Origin of the sequence: uncultured Roseobacter sp., from assembly GCF_947492555.1 — a bacterium.
Lineage (GTDB): Bacteria > Pseudomonadota > Alphaproteobacteria > Rhodobacterales > Rhodobacteraceae > Roseobacter.
In genome coordinates, this window is sequence record NZ_CANLNE010000002.1 from 196,900 (window position 1) to 218,436 (window position 21,537).

The 21,537-nt window shown below is 60.7% G+C and carries 20 protein-coding genes; 6 read left to right on the forward strand and 14 right to left on the reverse strand.

Features of this window, described 5'->3' with window-relative positions:
* Nucleotides 1-18: 18 nt before the first annotated feature.
* The 8 genes from Q1A07_RS07990 to Q1A07_RS08025 all read right to left on the reverse strand — a co-directional run bounded on the left by Q1A07_RS07990 (nt 19) and on the right by Q1A07_RS08025 (nt 7,992).
* Complete coding sequence (locus tag Q1A07_RS07990; RefSeq protein ID WP_299779565.1) at nt 19-1,704, reverse strand: iron ABC transporter permease; 1,686 nt, start codon at nt 1,702-1,704, stop codon at nt 19-21.
* 20 nt (nt 1,705-1,724) lie between these two features.
* Complete coding sequence (locus tag Q1A07_RS07995) at nt 1,725-2,594, reverse strand: alpha/beta hydrolase (RefSeq protein ID WP_299779567.1); 870 nt, start codon at nt 2,592-2,594, stop codon at nt 1,725-1,727.
* Between the two features lie 11 nt (nt 2,595-2,605).
* Complete coding sequence (locus tag Q1A07_RS08000) at nt 2,606-3,805, reverse strand: phenylacetate--CoA ligase family protein (protein WP_299779569.1); 1,200 nt, start codon at nt 3,803-3,805, stop codon at nt 2,606-2,608.
* 1 nt (nt 3,806) lies between these two features.
* Entirely contained in the window at nt 3,807-4,190 is a 384-nt protein-coding gene (locus Q1A07_RS08005) for a cupin domain-containing protein (RefSeq protein ID WP_299779571.1), read from the reverse strand.
* An 18-nt stretch (nt 4,191-4,208) separates the two neighbouring features.
* Nucleotides 4,209-5,045, reverse strand: coding sequence for an ABC transporter ATP-binding protein (locus Q1A07_RS08010; RefSeq protein WP_195821246.1), 837 nt, complete (start codon nt 5,043-5,045; stop codon nt 4,209-4,211).
* A 60-nt stretch (nt 5,046-5,105) separates the two neighbouring features.
* Nucleotides 5,106-6,389: an ABC transporter substrate-binding protein gene (locus Q1A07_RS08015; RefSeq protein ID WP_299779579.1), complete on the reverse strand. Its 1,284-nt coding sequence runs from the start codon at nt 6,387-6,389 to the stop codon at nt 5,106-5,108.
* A gap of 98 nt (nt 6,390-6,487) precedes the next feature.
* A complete protein-coding gene (locus tag Q1A07_RS08020; protein WP_299779581.1) occupies nt 6,488-7,564 on the reverse strand; it encodes a branched-chain amino acid ABC transporter permease in 1,077 nt (358 codons plus the stop codon).
* Nucleotides 7,564-7,992 carry a hypothetical protein gene (locus tag Q1A07_RS08025; protein WP_299779583.1) on the reverse strand — a complete coding sequence of 143 codons (429 nt, stop codon included), beginning with the start codon at nt 7,990-7,992 and terminating at the stop codon, nt 7,564-7,566. The genes Q1A07_RS08020 and Q1A07_RS08025 overlap by 1 nt, the downstream gene beginning before the upstream one ends.
* A 137-nt stretch (nt 7,993-8,129) precedes the next feature.
* Here Q1A07_RS08025 and Q1A07_RS08030 point away from each other — a divergent pair, with 137 nt between their 5' ends.
* Complete coding sequence (locus Q1A07_RS08030; protein WP_299779585.1) at nt 8,130-8,468, forward strand: SHOCT domain-containing protein; 339 nt, start codon at nt 8,130-8,132, stop codon at nt 8,466-8,468.
* Between the two features lie 33 nt (nt 8,469-8,501).
* On the opposite strand, the gene Q1A07_RS08035 is transcribed toward Q1A07_RS08030, so the two are convergent.
* From Q1A07_RS08035 to Q1A07_RS08045, 3 genes are all read right to left on the reverse strand, one after another.
* A complete protein-coding gene (locus Q1A07_RS08035) occupies nt 8,502-9,491 on the reverse strand; it encodes a branched-chain amino acid ABC transporter permease (RefSeq protein WP_299779587.1) in 990 nt (329 codons plus the stop codon).
* Nucleotides 9,491-10,093, reverse strand: a complete 603-nt coding sequence (locus tag Q1A07_RS08040) for a hypothetical protein (protein ID WP_299779589.1) — start codon at nt 10,091-10,093, stop codon at nt 9,491-9,493. The genes Q1A07_RS08035 and Q1A07_RS08040 overlap by 1 nt, the downstream gene beginning before the upstream one ends.
* A 332-nt stretch (nt 10,094-10,425) precedes the next feature.
* Nucleotides 10,426-11,244, reverse strand: coding sequence for an ABC transporter ATP-binding protein (locus Q1A07_RS08045; RefSeq protein WP_299779591.1), 819 nt, complete (start codon nt 11,242-11,244; stop codon nt 10,426-10,428).
* Nucleotides 11,245-11,332: 88 nt separating this feature from the next.
* On the opposite strand from Q1A07_RS08045, the gene Q1A07_RS08050 reads away from it, so the two are divergent.
* Entirely contained in the window at nt 11,333-11,512 is a 180-nt protein-coding gene (locus Q1A07_RS08050; protein WP_299779593.1) for a hypothetical protein, read from the forward strand.
* Between the two features lie 53 nt (nt 11,513-11,565).
* Here Q1A07_RS08050 and Q1A07_RS08055 read toward each other — a convergent pair whose 3' ends face one another.
* Nucleotides 11,566-13,536, reverse strand: a complete 1,971-nt coding sequence (locus Q1A07_RS08055) for an AMP-binding protein (protein ID WP_299779595.1) — start codon at nt 13,534-13,536, stop codon at nt 11,566-11,568.
* A gap of 226 nt (nt 13,537-13,762) precedes the next feature.
* Here Q1A07_RS08055 and Q1A07_RS08060 point away from each other — a divergent pair, with 226 nt between their 5' ends.
* The gene (locus Q1A07_RS08060) at nt 13,763-15,676 is read left to right on the forward strand and encodes a PAS-domain containing protein (RefSeq protein ID WP_299779597.1); all 1,914 of its coding nucleotides are present in this window, start codon (nt 13,763-13,765) and stop codon (nt 15,674-15,676) included.
* Nucleotides 15,673-16,374 carry a response regulator transcription factor gene (locus tag Q1A07_RS08065; protein ID WP_299779599.1) on the forward strand — a complete coding sequence of 234 codons (702 nt, stop codon included), beginning with the start codon at nt 15,673-15,675 and terminating at the stop codon, nt 16,372-16,374. Before Q1A07_RS08060 ends, Q1A07_RS08065 begins: the two co-directional genes overlap by 4 nt.
* 39 nt (nt 16,375-16,413) lie before the next feature.
* Here the strand turns inward: Q1A07_RS08065 and Q1A07_RS08070 are convergent, their stop codons facing one another.
* Nucleotides 16,414-17,607, reverse strand: coding sequence for a hydantoinase/carbamoylase family amidase (locus tag Q1A07_RS08070; RefSeq protein ID WP_299779601.1), 1,194 nt, complete (start codon nt 17,605-17,607; stop codon nt 16,414-16,416).
* 115 nt (nt 17,608-17,722) lie between these two features.
* Between Q1A07_RS08070 and Q1A07_RS08075 the strand changes: the two genes are divergently transcribed.
* Nucleotides 17,723-17,905 carry a hypothetical protein gene (locus tag Q1A07_RS08075; protein ID WP_299779602.1) on the forward strand — a complete coding sequence of 61 codons (183 nt, stop codon included), beginning with the start codon at nt 17,723-17,725 and terminating at the stop codon, nt 17,903-17,905.
* 12 nt (nt 17,906-17,917) lie between these two features.
* Here Q1A07_RS08075 and fdhF read toward each other — a convergent pair whose 3' ends face one another.
* Nucleotides 17,918-20,683: a formate dehydrogenase subunit alpha gene (fdhF, locus tag Q1A07_RS08080; protein ID WP_299779604.1), complete on the reverse strand. Its 2,766-nt coding sequence runs from the start codon at nt 20,681-20,683 to the stop codon at nt 17,918-17,920.
* A gap of 198 nt (nt 20,684-20,881) precedes the next feature.
* On the opposite strand from fdhF, the gene Q1A07_RS08085 reads away from it, so the two are divergent.
* Entirely contained in the window at nt 20,882-21,535 is a 654-nt protein-coding gene (locus tag Q1A07_RS08085; RefSeq protein WP_299779606.1) for a histidine phosphatase family protein, read from the forward strand.
* Nucleotides 21,536-21,537 lie beyond the last annotated feature (2 nt).

Genomic DNA, 21,537 nt, shown 5'->3' on the forward strand with positions numbered 1-21,537 from the left:
GGTGGCGCAAGCCCCACCCTACCTGTTGCCGCGACGGCTCACCTGACGGCAGATCAGGATGACAGGCAGCAGACCGATCGCAACAATCACGAGACTGGGCACGGCAGCGCCTTCGAGCCGTTCGTCCGAGGCCAGACGGTAGGCCTGCACCGCCAGCGTATCGTAGTTGAAGGGCCGCATGATAAGCGTTGCGGGCAGTTCCTTCATCACGTCCACGAAGACGATCAACAGGGCGGTCAGCAGGCTGGGCGCCAGAATAGGCAGGTGAACCCGGCGCAGCGTGCCCGTCGGCGTTTGACCCAGAGAGCGCGCCGCGGCGTCCATGTTCGCGGGCACCATTGCCTGCCCGCCTTCGTAAGCGCCCAGAGCCGCCGCGAGGAACCGCACCATATAAGCGGCGACGAGCAGCCAGATGGATCCGGTGATCAAGAGCCCCGTCGACAGGTCGAACCGGGCCCGCATAAACGCATCAAACGCGTTGTCGAAAGCTGCGAAGGGGACCATCAGGCCAACAGCAATGACGCCACCCGGCACGGCATATCCCAACCGCGCGACATAAGCCGATCCGTGCGATAGCCGACCGGGGCGCAGCCGCTGGAAAAACCCGACGGTGATCGCAGCGGCGACAGTACAAACAGCGGCAACGGAGGCCAGTGTCAGGGAGTTCTGAATAAACCCGAGATAGCGCGGGCTCAGGAGGTTCTGCTCCGATCCGAGCCCCATGGAAAAGAGAATGACAACCGGCAGCACCGCCCCCAGCGCCACCGGGATGCCGCAGAGGATTGCGGCCATCGCGGCCCGTGGGCCCTTCAACACAGCGGGCTCCATACGTTGTTGACGACGCGCCGGATCGTGATACTTGGCCCCGCCCCGCTGCGCCCGTTCAAGCAAGGCCAGCAGCAGGGCAAAGCTGAGCAGGCAAAGCGCCAGCTGTGCTGCCCCCGCACGGTCGGCGAGGGAAAACCAACTGGTGTAGATACCGGTCGCAAAGGTCTGCACCCCGAAATAGGCGACCGTGCCAAAATCCGCGATGGTCTCCATGACGGCCAGCAAAACGCCCCCGGCAATCGCAGGTCGGGCAAGCGGCAGGCTGATCTTGAAAAACGCGGCCCAGGCGCTGGCGCCTAACGCCCGTGCGGCCAGGAAGGTCGTGGCACTTTGCTGCAGGAATGCGGCCCGCGCCAGCAGGTAGACATAGGGGTAGAGCACGAGGATCAGCATGACCGCCGCCCCCCCGACAGACCGGATTTCGGGAAACCAGTAGTCTCGTGGGCCCCAGCCTGTCACATCGCGCAGCAGGGTTTGCACGATGCCCGGATGATCGAGGATATGCGTATAGGCATAGGCCAGCACATAGGCCGGGAAGGCCAGCGGCAGCACCAGCGCAATCTCAAAGAGGCGTACACCGGGAAACCGGGTCATCGTGACCAGCCAGGCGGCCCCCACCCCCAGACAGAACGTCCCAAACGAGACCAAGGCGACAAGCCATATGGTTGTGCCTGCATAGCGGGGCAGCACGGTCTGCATCAAATGAGTGATGGTCTCCGTTCCACCGCTCAGGGCGGCTATGGCGACGGCCAGCATGGGTAAGGCGCAGATGCTTGCAATCATCACGGCAAAGCCCGCCAGAACGCGCAATCCGTCCTGCGCCCGGCGACGGGCTGAGGCGGGCAATGCGGTTGAAACGGGCGGTGCGTCGGACATGAGCGCCTTTTTCGACAATTTTAGTCGGAAAGGCCAGAGGCTTTGCCGGGCTCCGCATCGGTCGCATCAAAGAAGGCGCGCACATCGTCAAAGACGGCCGGATGCGTGAGAAACAACAGATGGCCGTGACCAGCATATTCGCGCAGCTGCACGCGCCCCAGTTTCGCGGCATAGGCCTTGGTGGCCTCTCTTGAGAAGACAGGATCCTCAGCCCCGACGAAGAAGGCCAATCGCTGCAGGTTACGCAGCGGTTTCTCCGGTCCCGGCCATCGTCGCAAACCCCGTGCATGGGCACGCAGCAAACCCCCATCGGGATAGACCATATGCTCCAATCGTTTCGCTGTGACGGTGCGGGCGGTTTGCATGAGATGATCATCTCTCACCCCGCCCCTCCCGACGAGCAGCGTGTGATAGTAGGCGTTCCAGGCCGAGCGCACGCCAATGGACCGGGCCCGCAGCGCGGACGCGCACAGATCTTTTGTCGTGGCCTTCATCGTCGCCCAGCCCCCGGCGTAGGGCAAGGCGGGGGCAATAGCGGCCGTCTTCACGTCATCACCCAACAATGCAGCAGCCGCGACCACAATGGCGCCCCCTGTCGAGAACCCCAGCAGGCAAATGCGTTTCTCGGCGTATCGGCGGGCAAACTCGGCGATATCGTCTGCAGCCTCTGCAATGTCCAAAGGAGGTGACAATGCGCGCCCATCCAACCCGGGAAACGGATAGAAAACCGGCTCCCACCCCTGCGCGCGCCAATCCAGAATCGCATCGAAGATCTCCACCCGCGTCAGCGCACCGGGCACGCAGATCACAAGCTTCTTCGCATTTTTGACGGCAGTGGCGTCGTAGATCAGGGGAGCATGCGCATCAGACGTGTTTCCAGGTTTGGTCATCTCGCGCACCTCTAATCGTAGCTGCGCTGATCCTCGATCACCAATCCATCCCGGGGCAGACTGCCCGGCGCCAGGATTTCCACCGCGCCCTTCATTTTGAGCACGTCTACGACACTGGCGGAGAAACTCTCTGCCGATCCGCCTGCTGCTTCAACCTGAACGGTCATCGCGTCCTGTGCGCCGTCCCGGCTGGCGATCACACGCGCCTTCACGATCTCGTCGTGCCGCGCCACCAGCGCGGCCACCTGTTCGGGGCGCACGAACATGCCCTTGATCTTGGTGGTCTGATCGGCGCGGCCCATCCACCCCTTGATGCGCGTGTTGGTGCGTCCACAGGGGCTTTGGCCCGGCATCACGGCGCTCAGATCACCGGTGGCAAACCGGATCAGCGGATAGTCGGGGTTCAGCGTGGTGACGACCACCTCACCGACCTCGCCGGGCGCCACAAGATCACCGGTGCCCGGCGTCACGATCTCCACGATCACGCCTTCGTCGAGGATCAATCCCTCCATCGCGGCGCTCTCGTACGCGATATTGCCCAGATCGGCGGTCGCGTAACATTGCAGGCAGCTGATCCCGCGATCCGCATAATCCTGGCGCATAGCGGGGAAGAGCGCGCCGCCGCCCACCGCCGCCTTGGTGATGTTCAGGGTCACGCCCATCTCGGCGGCCTTGTCGAGGATCACCTTGAGATAATCCGGTGTGCCCGCGTAAGCCGTCGTGCCCACCGCTGCCGCCGCCTGCACCTGCAACTCGGTCTGCCCGGTGCCGGCGGGCAACACCAAGGCCCCCACGGCGCGCGCGCCGCTTTCGAAAATCATGCCTGCCGGGGTCAGGTGGTAGCCAAAGCAGTTCTGTACCACGTCACCCGCGCCAATCCCTGCGGCATGCAGAAAGCGGCCCATGCGCCACCAGTCGTGGCTGACCCCGCCGGGCTCGTAAATCGGCCCCGGCGACTGGAACACATGTGCTGCGTTCGAGACGGGGATACCGCCGAATGGAGGTTTCTCTTTCTGCCATTGCGCCAGATCGGATTTGCGCAACACCGGCAGGTTGGGCAGATCGGAAATCGCCGTGACATCCACGTCTTCGAGCAGACATGTATCCTCTGCGGCGCGGACCCGCGCGATTTGCGCCATCAAAGAGGCGGTCTGCGCTGCCTCGCGCGCATCCGCACTGCGTGTTTCAAGCTCGTCGAAATACGGGGTCATGTCATTCCGCCGCTGTCTGGAAGGGTTCATCCGCACGCACGATATGGGTGGTAACGATCTCCATCGGTGCCGTGCCGAGGTTGGTCACACCGCCGTGCACCTGACCTTCCGGAAAGAACATCGGCGTCCCGGCAGCAAATTCCACCTCCTTACCATTCGGCAAGAGCGCCAACCCGCCCACAACGATCACCGCATGTTCGTCCCCGGGATGTGTGTGCAGTGGAATGCGCCCGCCGGGCATCAGCTTGAGCTCGGAGACAATCACCACCATGCCCTCCGCCCCGCTCAGCGGCTGCTCGTTCAACACGTTGCGCTGCGCCAGGTCCTCTGCCCAGACCGGCAATGCCAGCATCAGTGCCGCGAAAGTCAAACCCAACTGTCTCATCGCATTTCCCCCAATTTATCAGGACAGCCAGCGTTTGCGCCGGCGGTAGCTGCGCACGTCGCGGAAGGATTTGCGGCCCTCCTCCGACATGCCCAGATAGAATTCCTTAACATCCGGATTTTCGCGCAGCTCGGCGGCAGGGCCGTCCATGACCACGCGGCCCGATTCCAGAATGTAGCCGTAGTGTGCAAAGCGCAGCGCCACATTGGTGTTCTGCTCCGCCAGAAGGATCGTCACGCCCTGCTCTTCATTGATCGACTTCACGATCTCGAAAATCTGCTCCACCAGCTGCGGCGCGAGCCCCATGGAGGGCTCATCCAGCAGGATCGTCTCGGGCTTGGACATCAGCGCCCGGCCAATCGCCGTCATCTGCTGCTCTCCGCCTGACGTATAGCCCGCCTGAGACTTCCGCCGCTCCCTCAGGCGCGGGAAATAGCCATAGACCATCTCAAGATCTGCCTGGATCGCGGCATTGCCATCGCGCCGCGTGTAGGCGCCAGTCAGCAGGTTTTCCTCCACCGTGAGGTGCTCAAAACAATGCCGGCCTTCCATGACCTGCACGACCCCGCGCTTGACGGTCTCCGCCGGATCGGCGTGATGAATGTCCTGCCCGTGATACTTGATTGTGCCCTTGGTCACCTCACCCCGCTCGGAGGCCAGAAGACCCGAGATCGCCTTGAGCGTCGTGGTCTTGCCCGCGCCATTGCCGCCCAGAAGCGCGGTGATGCCGCCTTTGGGCACCGCCAGGCTGACGCCTTTGAGGACGAGGATCACGTGATTGTAGATCACCTCGATATTGTTGACGTCCAGCACCGTGTCGGCGCGAATGTCCTGTTCCTTGGCAGCATCCAGCATGGCCAGTGACCTCAGCGTAAGGTTGAATGCCCCGGCAGTGGACCTGCCGGGGCAATGGTTTTAGTTACAGTTGCTTTCGATGTTGTTCTCCGCCTTGTAGGCAGCGGAATCCTCATCGATCAGCGGCTGGATGACGTCCATGTCCGTCGGTGCAAAGTCCGAGATCGTCACGAACTCGCCCGCTGCCGCATCCCATTGCGTGACGGCCACCAGGCCCTCGCCCCCGTGGTTCTGGCAGGAGACGGAGAAGGTCGGGCCGAAGTTCGGCAGGCCCAGTTCGGTCATCAGCTCTTCGGTAATCACGAGGTTCTCCATCCCATCGCGCATCTGGCCGGAGGTGATGTCATCTGTGCCGTGCATCTTCTGCGCCACTTTCACGGCCTCGGCGGCCAGCATGGCGGCATAGATCCCGCGGTTGTAGGGCACGGTGCCGAGCTGATCGCCCGCGCCTGCGGCTTTGCCCGTATCAACCACGTATTGACGCAGCTCATCGTAGAGCGGGAAGTCGTCGCCCACCGCCGTCAGCGCCAGCGCCTTGTAGCCATTGGCCTTATCACCCGCGGGCTGCACATCGATCTCCGCGCCAGACCACCAGATACCGATGAAATTCTCCATCGGGAAACGGATGTTCGCTGCTTCCTGCACGGCGACCTGGTTCATCACGCCCCAGCCGTACATGATCACATTATCCGGCTTTTCGCGGCGGATTTGCAGCCACTGGGACTTCTGCTCCTGACCGGGGTGATCGACCGCCAGCAGGCTCAGTTCGAACCCGTGCTTCTCGCTCAGCTTTTCCAAGGTACGGATCGGCTCCTTACCATAGGCAGAGTTGTGATAGACCAGCGCGATTTTCTTGCCGGAAATATCACCGCCGTTCTCATCAAGGATATGGTTAATCGCAGCGGATGCGCCGTTCCAGTAGTTGGCCGGGTAGTTGAAGACATGGCTGAACACATCGCCATTGGCAGCGGACGTCCGGCCATAACCCATGGAGTGGATCGGGATGTCATCGGCGGTGGCCTTGGGGATCAGCTGATAGGTGATCCCGGTGGAAAGCGGTTGATAGACCAGCGCGCCTTCACCCTTGGTGCTCTCATAGCACTCCACCCCTTTTTCGGTGTTATAACCGGTCTCGCACTCCAGCACGCGGGTCATGACGCCGCCGATGCCACCGTCGCGTTCGTTCAGAAGCGTGAAGTAGTCTGCGTAGCCGTCGGCAAACGGAATGCCGCCCGCAGCATATGGCCCGGTGCGGTAGCTCAGCGATGGAAAGACAAGATCCGCCATCACGGGGCTTGCCGCCATCAGGCCTGCCACGGCCCATGTTCCCAGTTTATAATTCATCGGTGTTACCTCCCTTGGTTTTTGTCCGATGTGCCGGTTGCCCGGCGCTGTTTTTCTTGTTGAGGGTGGCCTGAAAGCCCACCCTACCTGTCTGTTGCTCAGTGTGGGAATGGCCACAGCCTGAGTTTCTCCTTGGCCACCCGCCAGAGCTGCGCCAGCCCATGCGGTTCCGCGATCAGGAAGACCACGATCAGCCCGCCGACGATCACCAGGTTGAGATGCGCCACGATATCCGTGGGCCAGCCCAGCCAGTCCACACCGATCACCTTGAGCGCGACCGGCAGCAGCACGAGGAAGGCGGCCCCGGCGAAGGAACCGAAGATCGAGCCGAGGCCCCCGATGATGATCATGAAGAGCACGAGGAACGACTTGGTGATGCCAAAGGCTTCGCCCACTTCCACAGCCCCCAGATAGACCGCGAAGAAAAGCGCGCCGGAGATGCCTACGAAGAAGGAGCTTACCGCAAAGGCCGTCAGTTTTGCCTTGAGCGGGTTCACCCCAATGATCTCAGCCGCGATGTCCATATCCCGGATCGCCATCCACTGCCGCCCCACGGACCCGCGCGTCAGGTTGCGCGCGACCACAGCCGAAAAGATCGTGAAGATAAGGCAGAACATATAGGTCGCCCAAGCTTCTGTATTGGGTCCCGTGATCAGGATGCCGAAGGTGTCCCGCTCGGGCGCGTTGATCTGGCCGGAGGCGGAGTAATTGTAGAACCAGCTCACCTTGTTGAAAAGCCATACCAGGAAGAACTGCGCGGCCAGCGTTGCCACGGCGAGATAAAACCCCTTGATCCGCAGGGACGGCAGGCCAAAGAGCACGCCGACCATGGCCGTGATCCCACCGGCCAGCAGCACGTGGATGAACATGCTGACCTCCGGAAAGCCCGTCATCAGCTTGTAACAGGCATAGGCCCCTACGGCCATGAACCCGCCCGTCCCAAGGCTCACCTGCCCGCAGTAGCCCACCAGAATGTTCAACCCGATTGCCGCAATCGCATAGATCAGGAAGGGCATGAAGATCGAATTAACCCAGTAGTCATTGATCATGAAGGGAATGACCACGACGGCGATGAACAGCACCACATAGTACCGCCAGCGGTCGAATTTGATCGGAAAGGTCTGGCTGTCCTGCGGATAGGTGGTGCTGAAATCCCCGGCTTCACGATAAAACATTAGTAGATCAGCTCCCTGATATCTTCGAATTCGTCGGTATAAGTGAAACTGATCATCCGAAACGCCAGCCCATCAACGATGCCCGAGACTGTCCAGTAGAGGGCTCCGCTCTCGCCGACCGTCATGAAAACCTCGGAAATGAAATCGGGGTTTTGGCGTGATCGTTTGATTGTGATGCATTCCAAGGCTTCCTCCGATACGACAGCCTCCAGTCCTTCGGCCAAGCGCCGCTTGGCATCTTCAGAGACATCAAATCGTTCAAAAGCTTCCGCGAAACGCCCTTCGCTGATCAATCCCTTGACGCGTTCAAGTCCGGCGCTTCCTTGAGGATTTGCAAAACCTGAACATGCACCGCCAGCGGCCATGGTTGAACCAGTCAAACACAGACCCCAAAGAACGGCGAAGCGAAGGCATTTAAGTATGAGCATGCACGCCTTCCCAAAACACGGCCTTGGCCTTCAGCTTCACACCACCTGCGTTAACCACGTCACAGTCTTTCACGGATTTTCCCAATTTCGCCCCATTTGCCCTGCCACACCCAAGCGTGGGGGCAGGAGTGGGACTGATGACGGCCATCCTGAAAGATCTGCGCGAGCTGGACGCCCGTCTGGCGCGCGGCGAGATTACGGACGTGGAATACACAGCGCGGCGGGCGCTGCTGATCGACAGTGTCGATGTCGTCGAAACCGAATTCGTCGGAACCGAGACGCCTGCCGCACCGCCAGAGAAAAGGCTCTCCGGTTCCATGACATGGGGCTTTGGAATCGTCATCTGTCTGGGTGTCGTCGGCGTCTGCCTTTGCTTTGCCATGCTGGTCTTTGGGGACATGAACCTGGCGCTCACATTAGGGGTCACGATCCTAGCCGCACTCACCGTAGCGCTCTTCCGTTCACTGGAAGAATAGCGACGCGCCACCAGAAGTTTTGCAAGACGCCGCTCAAACACGCTCAATGATCTTCTCCCCGAACAAGCCCTGCGGGCGGAATACCAGAAACAGCAGCGCCAGCATGTAGGCGAACCAGTTCTCCGTGGCCCCGCCGAGGTAAGGCGCGCCGATCAGGAATTCGAAAAGCTTCTCGCCCACGCCGATGATCAACCCGCCGACAATCGCGCCCGGAATCGAGGTGAACCCGCCCAGCATCAGCACCGGCAGCGCCTTCAGGGCAATCAGCGACAGAGAGAACTGCACGCCGGATTTAGCCCCCCACATGATGCCCGCCACCAGCGCCACAAAGCCTGCGAGCGACCACACCAAGATCCAGATGAAATTCAGCGACACACCAACCGAGAGCGCCGCCTGATGGTCGTCTGCCACGGCCCGCATCGCGCGGCCCTGCTTGGTGTACTGCGCAAACATCACCAGCGCCGCCACCAGAATGATCGCCACGATACTCGCCACGATGTCCAGATTGTCGATAAAGAAGCCGTAACCGAACCACCCGAAGGTAGTCTCATCAATGGTTTCATTGATCCCCTGCGGCAGGCCCACATCCAGTGTCTTGATGTCAGAGCCCCACATGAGGTCGCCCACACCCTCAAGGAAATACGCCAGCCCAATGGTCGCCATGAACAGGATGATCGGTTCCTGCCCGACCAAATATCGAAAGATAAACCGCTGCACCATCCAGGCGAGCAGGATCATCACGCCTATGGTCAGCAAGATCGCCGCCAGGGCCGGCACGTTCCAGCCAAAGTAATGAAGCTCCGTGCCGAAAATCGCGTTGATCAGATGGGCAAACGGCACCTGCCCATTCATGATCCCGTAGAGGGTCATGGCCGCGAACAACGCCATGACCCCTTGCGCAAAGTTGAAGATGCCGCTGGCCTTGTAGATCAGAACAAAGCCAAGTGCCACGAGCGCATAGAGCACCCCCGCCATGAGCCCGTTCAGAAACACCTCGATGGTGAAGGCCAGCTGTTCCGGCATCAGTTTGCTCCTTGTCCCAGCAGAAGCCGCGTGTGCTCGCGCTCAGGCTGATATGAGACTTTGAGCCGGGTCAGACCCGCCTCGCTCAGGTTCCAGTTCAGGGTGATCTCCGTGACTCGCCCGTCTTCACGGGGCGCGGCCAAAAACACCGCCGCATAGGCCCGCGGCATTTCGCGCTTCGACACCGGCTCGAACGGGGCCGTGGCCGCAAACTTGGCCCCCTCGCCGCCGCGCCAGTCGCGATACGCGATTAAGAGATCCGAGTATTGCATCCCCGTCATCAGCAGTTCGCACGACGGATATTCATCACCATAAACCACAGCCACCTGCGGGTTCGGCGTCGTCAAATACCCCAGCGTGACCTGCGTCAACTCGCTCGCTGCAAATCGCGCCCGCGCGCCACTGGGAATTTCGCGCAAGGTCGAGCGATCCAGCGAGGACGGGTCCTCCAGATAAGCCGCGCAATACGACTGATAAACCTCGCAAGTCTCCTGCATCGCCGGGCTCGGCTCCGCACAGAATTGAGGCGCCGCTTCCGCGTCCGTGCTCGTGTAAACCACACTTCCAAGAGCGAACGCGCCCATTAACCACCAATTACTCATTGTACCCTCCAAAAGGTATCCATTGTCCGTCTGCTCTGTGACACCAGCCCGAGGGGCGCGGCATTGCATGAAGGACAGGATCGCCGGCAGACTAAGCATGATCTCGCCCATGCTTGGGTGGTACCACGGAAACAATCCGCCGATGGTTAACCTTTTGTTCAAAAAATATAACAGGAGTGGAGTGTTCGTGAGCGTATGTTCGCGCCGCACAGAACACAGGCGCCACGCCCAAATGAAGATCTAAAGACGTGCTGGGCCGACCGTTCGCCACGCACCAACGTAATACCGACGCGATACCGACCCAAAACAGACGCGCCACTGACGGGGCTAATTCAGTCATGCGCGACCCCCAGATAGGCGTCGATCACCGCCTGATTGCCGCGCACCTCAGACGGTGTCCCGTCGCCGATCTTCTTGCCGTAGTCCATCACCACGACCCGGTCGGAGAGGTCCATGACCACACCCATGTCGTGCTCAATGAGTGCAATCGTCGTGCCGAACTCGTCATTCACATCGAGGATAAAGCGGCTCATGTCCTCTTTCTCCTCCACGTTCATGCCCGCCATCGGCTCGTCCAGCAGCAAGAGCGACGGCTCCGCCGCCAGCGCCCGCGCCAGCTCCACCCGCTTTTTCAGCCCATACGGCAGCCGCGAGACAGGCGTCTTACGGATCGCCTGAATTTCCAGAAAGTCGATAATCTTTTCAGCGACTTCCCGGTTCTCGGTTTCCTCTTTCTCCGCCTTGCCCAGCCAGAACGACTGCGAAAACAGCCAGGTCTTCATATGGGTCAGCCGCCCGGTCATCACGTTGTCGAGCACGCTCATGCCTTCGAACAAGGCAATGTTCTGAAACGTCCGCGCGATCCCCTGTTGTGCCACCTGATAGGGCTTCATCGGCGGCCGCGGCGTACCCTTGTAGAACACCTGTCCCTCCTGAGGCACATAGAACCCCGAGATGACATTCAACATCGATGATTTGCCCGCCCCATTGGGCCCGATGATCGCGCGAATCTCCCCTTCGCGGATGTCAAAGGAGATGTCCTTGATCGCCTCAACTCCCCCGAATCGCAGGGTAATATTGCGCATCTCCATGACCACGCCGCCAATCTTACGACCGTCCTCGGTGGTGTATCCTTCGGCCTGATCAAGCATGGCTTACCCCCAACGCCCGCAGGCTCCGCGATATGTTAACCATTGTCTGTCTATGATGATCCCAGGAGCAGCAAAAAGGATCGTCACAATGCACAGCGATTGGGAACGCACCTGCCTGATCTCGATGGCCGCCAAACGCAAAAGCCGCGGCCTCACCCGTACCGAAGCCATTCACGACATCGACACGACCCTGCGCGGCTTCTCCACAAGGTTCCACATCAGCCGCGCGGTCAGCGCCGCCTACAATGGACCAATCACAGAGTTCTGAGCGCACCCTGCGGGAGGGTGGGCGGGGCGATGGCGCAGCCGAGCGTCGTCCCATCATTCCGCCGCCATCTTCTGCGCCACGGCTTGTACCGCTGCTGATCGCACTTCCAAAGTTGCCGAAATCGAGCCCTTGCGCCCGTCCTCATAGGTCACTTCCGTGACCGTGCTTATCGACGTCGATCCATCGTAAAGCGCGGCTATAATATCCGCGTATTTCTCCTCGATGATCCGCCGTCTCACCTTCCGGGTCCGCGTCAACTCACCATCGTCCGCGTCCAGCTCCTTGTGCAGCACGACAAAGCGGTGCACCTGGCAGCCTGACAGCATCTCGTCCTGCGCGATGGAGGTATTCACCTCCTCCACATGAGCCTGGATCGTGTCCATCACCTGCGGATGCCGGGCCAGCTCCTGATAAGACGCATAGCCAATGTTGTTCCGCTCCGCCCAATTGCCCACCGCCGTGAGGTCGATGTTGATGAAGGCCGTGCATTCATCGCGCCCGTTTCCAAAGACCACAGCCTCCAGAATATTGGGAAAGAATTTCAGTTTGTTCTCAACATACTTGGGCGCAAACAGCGATCCATCCGCCATCTGCCCCACATCCTTCGCACGGTCGATGATGCGCAGATGCCCGGTGTCCTCTTCAACAAACCCCGCATCCCCCGTCGCCACCCAGCCTTCGGCATCCTTGGTGTCCGCGGTACTTTCCGCGTTCTTGTAGTACTCTACGAACACACCGGGCGAGCGATAGAAGACCTCGCCATTCTCCGCGATCTTCAGCTCCACACCGGGGCAGCAGACGCCCACCGTATCACTACGCACCTCGCCATCGGGCTGTGCCGTGATGAACACTGTCGCCTCAGTCTGACCATAGAGCTGCTTGAGATTGATGCCCAAAGACCGATAAAAATCGAAGATTTCCGGGCCGATCGCTTCCCCCGCCGTATACCCGACACGCACCCGGCTAAAGCCCAGCGTGTTCTTCAATGGTCCGTAGATAAACAGCTCGCCCAGATTGTACTTGAACCGGTCCCACTGGCTCACCGGCTGGCCGTCCAGAATCGCAGGGCCCACCTTGCGCGCTTGTGCCATGCAGACATCGAACAGCCACTTCTTGAAGCGCCCTGCGTCCTCCATGCGGATCATCACATTGGTCAGCTGCGTCTCGAACACCCGCGGCGGCGCGAAGTAATACGTCGGCCCGATTTCCCGAAGATCCACGTGCATCGTATCGGCACTTTCAGGGCAATTGGTGCAGAACCCCGTCCACATCGCCTGCCCGACCGAGAAAATGAAATCCCCCACCCAGGCCATCGGCAGATAGGCCAGAATATCATCTGTCTGCCGCAAATCGTCGAATTCAGACGAGGACTTCGACGTCTCGATCACATTGCGGTTGCTCAGCACCACGCCCTTGGGCTTGCCCGTCGTCCCGGACGTATAAAGCATCACACAGGTACTGTCGTAGTCGAGCTTGTTCTGCCGCTCGGTCAACTCCCCGGTCAACTCATCGCGCTTGGCGCGCCCGACGTCCTGGATGTGGCTGTATTGATGCAACCGGGAATGATCGTATTTCCGCAAGCCCCGGGGATCGAGGTAAATCATCTGCTCGAAGTTCGGCAGCTCGGCCTGCACTTCAATCACCTTGTCGACCTGCTCCTGATCCCCCACGATCACAAAGCGCGCGCCGCAATGGCTCAACACGTATGACATCTCTTCCGCAACCGCATCCTGATAAAGCGGCACAGGCACGGCGCCGCACATCTCAGCCGCCACCATGGACCAGTAAAGCTTGGGTCGGTTACGCCCGATGATCGCGACAAAATCCCCTTCAGCCACACCCAGATCCAGCAGGCCCAGCGCCAGCGCTTCGATCTCTTCGCGCGTCTCCGCCCATGTCCAGCTCTGCCAGATGCCATACTCCTTTTCACGATACGCAGGCGCGTTCGCAAACTCGGTGGCATTGCGGTGCAACAGCGCCGGAACGGACTGCGGTCCGTCAGCGCCCTTGGTGCGATCAGTCAACTGTTGTCCTCCCAGACCTTGTCTTTTGCAGACAAGCGCGGCGCTGACGCCGTCATATCAGTAACAATGTTGCTTTTAGGCTCGGCGTCAACTTTTTCGTCATGATTTCTCAATCCTTACGAATTGTTACACGCATCTCTCACACCGCTTTTTGGGACGATTTGGATTTTCACCGCCTCAATCCGTGATAGGTTTGCGCCGTCCGCGCGCAGTCACAGGAGCAGCATTGGCCCTTTCCGATTCCAGAACGCAGGAGCTGACCGCCGCCGGTCTCAACCTGATCGGTCAATCTCTGACGATCTACGATTCCGACCTGCAACTGGCCGTCTGCAACGGCCCGTTTCAACGCATGTTCGATCTGCCAGATGCCTTGGTCACACGGGGTGCCACTTTTGAGGACACGATCCGGCATCTGGTCCTGCGCGGCGAGTATGGCGATGTGACCGACATTGACGCCTTTGTGGCTGAACGGGTCGACCAGGCGCGCGCGTTCGAACCCCATTACATGGAACGCACACGCTCGAACGGGCGTATCATCAGCGTCGAAGGTGCACCGCTGCCGCAGGGTGGGTGGGTCACGGTTTACACAGACATCACGCGCACCAAGCGACAGGAGGCCTTGCTGCAAAGCCGGTCGGAGGAACTGTCCGATCAGCTCAACACCTATGCAGAGGAACTTTCCAGTACGAACCGTGCGCTGGCTGCCATGAATGCCGCGCTGCAAGAAGCCAAGCGTGAGCTGACGGAGATCGAGGCCCGCACCCGGCTCACCACGGAAATGATGCCCGCGCATATCGCGCATATCGATGCAGCAGGGCACTACACCTATTCCAACCGACAGCTCAACGCTGTGATCCCGGGACGCCCGTCAGACATTCACGGCATGCACATCAGCAGCGCCCTGGGCGCCTCCGCGTACAACCGGATCGTGCCGCATCTGGAGCAGGCCTATGGGGGTCAGGCCTCCGTTTTCGAGTTCACCGATGATGCCAGTGCACGCCGCATCCGGGCGGCGTTTACCCCCGACACCCGGGGGGGCATCTACATTCTGTCCATGGATGTGACCGCCGAAATGCAGGCCCGCGTGGCCTTGCAGCAAACCCACCGCCGTGCTCTGGCAGCCCAGATGACCTCTGGCCTGACCCATGACTTCTCCAACCTGCTCACGATCATTCTCGGGCTGCAATCCAAGCTTTTGCGGCACCAGGATCTGCCCGGTGACGTGATCGAAATGGCAGAAGGCACGCTGGCCGCAGCCCGACGGGGGGGTGCTCTGTTGAGCAGCATTGCCGGCATGACCGAACAGCGCGCCCTGCGCCCCAGCGCCACCAGCCTCCGTCAGTTGATGGACGACCTGCGCAGACTTGCGGATCACACCTTGCCAGAGGGCATCGCGCTGGATCTGGATGTGTCTGCGCCCGAGGGTCTGGTGATGCTGGACGGTGGCATGGCGACGGACAGCCTGTTGAACCTGATCCTCAACGCCCGTGATGCCTGTGGGGCGACGGGTCGCATTCTGGTCAGGCTGCGCATCGTACATGACACCTGGATTGAATGGCAGGTCACGGACACAGGGCCGGGCTTTTCGGACCGCGCGCTCAGCCACGGGTTCGATCCGTTTTTCACCACCAAAGGGGCCGAAGGGTCCGGGCTCGGCCTGCCGATGGTCTACGACATGACCAAGCTCGCAGGCGGCGATCTGCGGTTGGAAAACACCGATGCCGGCGCCCGCGTGGTCCTGCGACTGCCCTTCAGGCCGGCGGTGGAAACCCCGCAGGCGCTGGTACTGCTGGTGGAAGACCGTGATGATCTGCGCGCCCTCTACCGCGATATGCTGACCGATCTGAATCACTCGGTCATCGAGGCGGTCAGCGCCGATGAAGCCAGCGCATTAATGGCGGATCTGCCGGAAATCTCACTGGTGCTGTCAGATATTCAACTGGCCGGAGACGCCACGGGCATCGACCTCGCACAGCGTCTGATCGGTGTCGTGCCGGTCATCCTGATGACCTCCCTGCCTGCGGACCATGCGCTCTACCAATCCGCCCAGAGAATTGCGCCTCTGCTGCAAAAACCATTTACGGCAGAGGACATCAGCACCGTCCTGGGCCCGTCAAACAGCAAGGCAATCGCCTCATGACCGCGCCCTTGGTGACCATCCTCGACGACGAACCGGCCATCCGTACCATGCTGACCGACGCGCTGGAGGAGGCAGGCTTTCGCACGCTGAGCTTTGCACGCGCGCAGGCCTTCACCGCGGCGCTGGCGCAGCATCAACCGGACGTCTGTCTTGTCGATCTGTCGCTGCCCGACACGGATGGCCTGACGCTGGTGCACAAGCTGGCGCTGGAACAGGGGGCTATTGTCATCATCATCTCCGGCAGGGCACTGGTGCAGGACAAGGTGACCGGTCTGGAACTGGGCGCGGATGACTACATCATCAAACCCTTCGACCCGGCAGAGGTCGTTGCCCGCATCCGGGCCCGTTTGCGCACCTCGAAGCCCGCAGCCGCAGCGGGCCAGATTGCCCGCTTTGCCGGGTGGCAGGTGTTTTTCGACCAATATCTAATAGAGGATTCAGAGGGGAAACAAACGCCCTTTTCCCACGCAGAAGGTGAAGTACTCCGGCTGTTTCTTGAAAACCCCAAACGGTTGATCAGCCGGGCGCAGATGCAGGACCATCTGGGGGGGGCGGCCAGCGAAAGCTTTGACCGGGCGATGGACGTGCGCATCTCTCGCCTGCGCACCAAGCTGCGCGAAGATCCGAAGAACCCGCAGCTGATCAAAACGATCTATGGCGCGGGCTATATTTTCCTCGGTGACGTCGCTTGGAGCTGAGTGCTGGCAGACAGCAGGTAGGGAGGGCTTCAGGCCACCTTAGCGCCGTAGCCCGACGGCCTGCGCCAAGACCTTCAGACCGGTCACCAGATCCGCTTCACAGGTGTCTTCCTCGAACGCATGGCTGATGCCATCAATCGACGGCACGAACAGCATGGCAACCGGCATCAATCGCGATAGATTGGTGGCGTCATGCAAGGCACCGGATGTCATTCTGCGCCAGCTGTCCGGCACAATGGATCGTGCCGATTGCACCAGAGCGTCTTGCAATCCCGCATCCATGGCCACCGGCTCCAACCCCAGCATCGGCCCGTAAGAGAGCTGCATTCCGCGCTGCACAGCAACTTCCTGCGCCGTCTCGCGGATGATCTGTTCCATGCGCTGTAGCCGGTCGGCATCGGCATCCCGCCACTGCATCGAAAACACCGCCCGCCCTGGCACGATCGAGGACGCATTGGGGTGCAGGCTAACATGCCCAATAGTCCAGACCGTCTGCGGGGTCACCACGTTCTGAAACCGCTCATTCAATAGCGTGTTGAAAGCTGACACAGCCTGAAACGCATCCCAGCGCAGTGGCATCGGGGTTGTGCCAGCATGGTTTTGCTGCCCCTCAAAGGTGAATTTCATGTCGCGAATACCAACGATATCCGTGACCACCCCGATTTTTTCTCTGCTTGTGTCCAGCGTGGGGCCCTGTTCGATATGCATCTCGATGAACCCTGTAAACTGCGCGGGATCAACCTCGCCCGTGACCATATCCGCCATGACCTGCCGCGCCTGTGAAAGCGGAACGCCCGCGTGATCCGTCAGCGCATCTGCCTGCCTCTGCGACATGTGGCCTGACCAAACCGCAGATCCCGTGGTCACGCCAAAACGACCTTCTTCATCCTGAAAGGAGACAACCGAGACAGGCGGTCCATCATTTTCGCGCGCGGCGCGGGCAATCTCCAATGCGGCAATCACGCCAAGGGCGCCATCCAGCCAACCGCCTTCGGGCTGGCTGTCACTGTGCGAACCCAGCAGAAGGGACGGACCTTCGGTCAAGCCAAACAGATTGCCCATGGGGTCAACCGCCACCTGCAATCCGGCTGCGCGCATCTGGTCTGCCAGCCACCGCCGCGCGGCCACATCGGCCTCCGAGTAGGCCGGGCGCACAACACCCTTGCCGACGCCCGCGGCTCCGAAGGACCGCAGCTTGTGCAGATCAGCGAGAAAACGATCAGGGTTCACCATGGACAAATACGCTCCGGTTTTTGGCGATCCTAGGTGCCGTCACTGGAAAGGAGAAGATCGGCCTCCTGTCAGAAACGGGCATCAGCAGGCCGTAGACCCGATCAAAGGAGCCTTCATGATAAAATACGACTATCCCAACGGAACATACTGCTACCGCGCCTTGCACACAACGTATGCGGTTTACACCAACGCAGATGGCAAGCTGATCGCCCGGGCGGAAAAACCGGACCGTTCGGATATGTACAAATTCGAAATCACCGGCTTCGAGCTTCTCAGCCCGGGTGAGCGCTACGAATGATCGTGGTCGCGGCTATTCCGCCGCGACCTGCTTTTCCGCCTTCTCGACACGCACGGCGGAGAACTTGAATTCCGGGATCTTGCCATAAGGGTCAATTGCCGGGTTGGTCAGAATATTCGCCGCCGCTTCGACATAGGCAAAGGGTACAAAGACCATATCGGGGGCCACCGCGCGATCCTCCCGCGCCATGATCGAAATGCTACCGCGCTTGGTGGTCAGCACCACATGCTCGCCGGGCGCCACGTCCAGTTTGCGCAGCGTGGAGGGGTGCAGCGAACAGTTTGCCTCGGGCTCCAGACCATCCAACACCGCAGACCGCCGGGTCATGGAGCCGGTGTGCCAATGCTCCAGCTGGCGCCCCGTGGTCAGGATCATCGGGAATTCTTCATCCGGCACGTCATCGGGGGCGATCACACTCGCGGGCGTGAACCGCGCACGCCCTTCCGGCCGCGGGAATCCATCGCCAAAGACAATCGCCTGACCGGGGTCTTCCGGGCTGAGCGACGGGTAGGTCACCGCGTTTTCGCCCATCAGCCGATCCCAGGTGATGTTTTCGAGACTGCGCATATTGTGCTTCATCTCCGCAAAGACATCCGCCGGGCTCTCATAGGTCCAGCCAAGGCCCAGCCGCTTTGCCAGTTCAACCTCGATCCACCAGTCTTCCCGCGCCTCACCGGGGGGCGGCACCGCCGGACGACCCATCTGCACCTGCCGGTTGGTATTGGTCACGGTGCCCGATTTTTCGGCAAAGGCACTGGCCGGCAGGATCACATCGGCGAAATTCGCCGTCTCCGTCAGGAAGATATCCTGCACCACCAGATGATCCAGTTTGGCCAGGGCTGCGCGGGCGTGTTCCACATCCGGATCGGACATCGCCGGGTTTTCCCCCAGCACATACATGCCCTTGATCTTATCCTCATGCACCGCGTCCATGATCTCGGTCACGGTCAGCCCGCGTTCATTCGAGAAATCCGCAGAGCCCCAGACCTTGGTAAAGGCGGACCGCACACCGTCATCGGTCACAGGTTGATAGTCCGGCAGGAACATCGGAATGAGGCCCGCGTCGGACGCGCCTTGCACGTTGTTCTGACCGCGCAGCGGGTGCAGGCCGGAACCGGGCCGCCCCACCTGCCCGGTCATCAGCGCGAGCGAAATCAGGCAGCGCGAGTTATCCGTGCCGTGGATATGCTGCGACACACCCATGCCCCAGAAGATCATCGCGGCCTTGGCACCCGCAAAAGTCCGCGCCACATCGCGCAGTACCTCCGCCTCAATCCCGCAGATCCGGGCCATGTCTTCAGGCGAGAAATCCGCCAGATGCGCCTTTTCAGCTTCCCAGTTCTCGGTATAGGCGTCGATGTACTGCTGATCGTAGAGGCCCTCCTCAACAATCGTGTGCATGATCGCGTTCAGCATCGAGACATCCGCGCCGGGGCGGAATTGCAGCATATGGCTGGCAAAGCGCTTCAATGCCTGCCCGCGCGGGTCCATCACAATCAGCTTGCCACCCCGCTTGGTGAACTGCTTGAAATAAGTCGCCGCCACGGGGTGGTTCTCGATCGGGTTACACCCGATGGCAATCGCCACATCCGCGTTTTCGATCTCGTTGAAGGTCGCGGTCACGGCGCCCGAACCCACATTCTCCATCAGCGCCGCCACCGAGGATGCGTGGCAAAGACGCGTGCAGTGATCCACGTTGTTGTGTCCAAACCCCTGACGGATCATCTTCTGGAAAAGATACGCCTCCTCATTCGTACACTTGGCGGAGCCAAAGCCCGCAATCTCACGCCCCCGGCCCTTCATGCCCGCAGCGGCAAAATCCAACGCCTCTTCCCAGCTGGCCTCACGGAAGTGCTCGGACCAGTTGCCCGGGTCCACATTCAGCCCCTTGGCAGGCGCATCCTCGCGCCGGATCAGCGGCTTGGTCAGGCGATGGTCATGGTGGATGTAGTCAAACCCAAAGCGCCCCTTGACGCACAACCGCCCCTCGTTCGCCGGACCATTGATGCCCTCGACGTATTTGACCTTGTTGTCCTTAACCTTGAGCGAGACCTGACAGCCAACGCCGCAGAAGGGGCAGATACTCTCAACCTCCTTGTCGAAATCCGCGCTGTCGCCCACCTGGTTGTCATCCACGACCGTCGCAGGCATCAACGCTCCCGTCGGACAGGCCTGCACACATTCCCCACAGGCCACGCAGGTGCTCTCGCCCATTGGATCCGCCATATCAAAGGTCGGGTACGCATCATGCCCCCGACCGGCCATGCCGATCACATCGTTGACCTGCACCTCGCGACACGCCCGCACACAAAGCCCACACTGAATGCAGGCATCCAGATTCACCGACATCGCCACATGGCTGTCGTCGAGCAGCGGAATGCGCCCCTCCTCCAGCTTCGGAAACCGGCTCTCGGAGACGCCATTCAGCGCTGCCATCTCCCAAAGATGGCTGGACTTATCATGCGCCACCTCCTGCTCTGGCTGATCGGCCAGCAACATCTCCACCACCATCTTACGCGCCCCTTCCGCCCGCGCGGAATTGGTCGTCACCACCATCCCCTCGGAGGGCTCACGAATGCAGGAGGCGGCCAGCGTGCGCTCGCCCTCAATCTCGACCATACAGGCGCGGCAATTCCCATCCGGGCGATACCCCGGTGCGGGCTTGTGACACAGATGCGGGATCACCAGCCCACGACCGTTTGCGACTTCCCAAATGGTCAGACTCGCCTCGGCCTCAACCTGCTGACCGTCCAGCGTAAAGGTGATTTTGTCGCTCATCGCACCCGTCTCCCACAAAATTCCGCCCGACTATAGCGACGGCGCATCCCCCACCGTAGCCCCAATCCCGACACCTCGCACAGGATTCACGGCAGAAAGTTTCCGATAAGAGGCACCTGTCTATTCATTGTTCCGCAAATATGCCCGCCGGAGGCACCCGCCCTTTCCACCGCGCGACCGCTCGCCTATGAAGAGCCAATGTCTCACATCACTCTCATACGCCACGGTCAGGCCAATTCCGGTGCCCAGGATGAAGCCAGCTACGACAAGCTGAGCGCACTCGGCCATCAACAATCCGCCTGGCTGGGCACCCATCTGCGCAACCAGAATCAGCATCACGTACGACTCTACACCGGCACGTTGAAAAGGCATATTGAAACAGCCCGCTCCATGGACACCGGGCTGACGCCCACGCGGGATGCGCGCCTCAATGAGCTGGAATACCTGACGCTGGCCCGCGCGCTGGAGGAAGAACACGGCATCCCCTTTCCAACCGATCAGGTCGGATTCACCACCCATTTGCCACAGGTCTTCGCCTATTGGCAGCGTGACGAGATTGCGGGCGCGCCGGAACGGTTCAGCGATTTCGAAGACCGGGTGAGCGCCGCACTGGCAGAGATCGCAGAAGGCGACGGCCCCGCGCTTGTGGTGACCTCGGGCGGGTTGATCTCCATGGCGATGCGGCAGGTACTCCGGCTCGACATCACGGCGATGGCGCAGATGGCACTGGCCATTTACAACACCTCACAACACCGGCTGTTCCCGATCGGCGGCACGCTGTCGCCCACCATGTTCAACGCCATTCCACATCTTGAAGACCCGGACCGGCATTATGCCCAGACCCATGTTTAAGA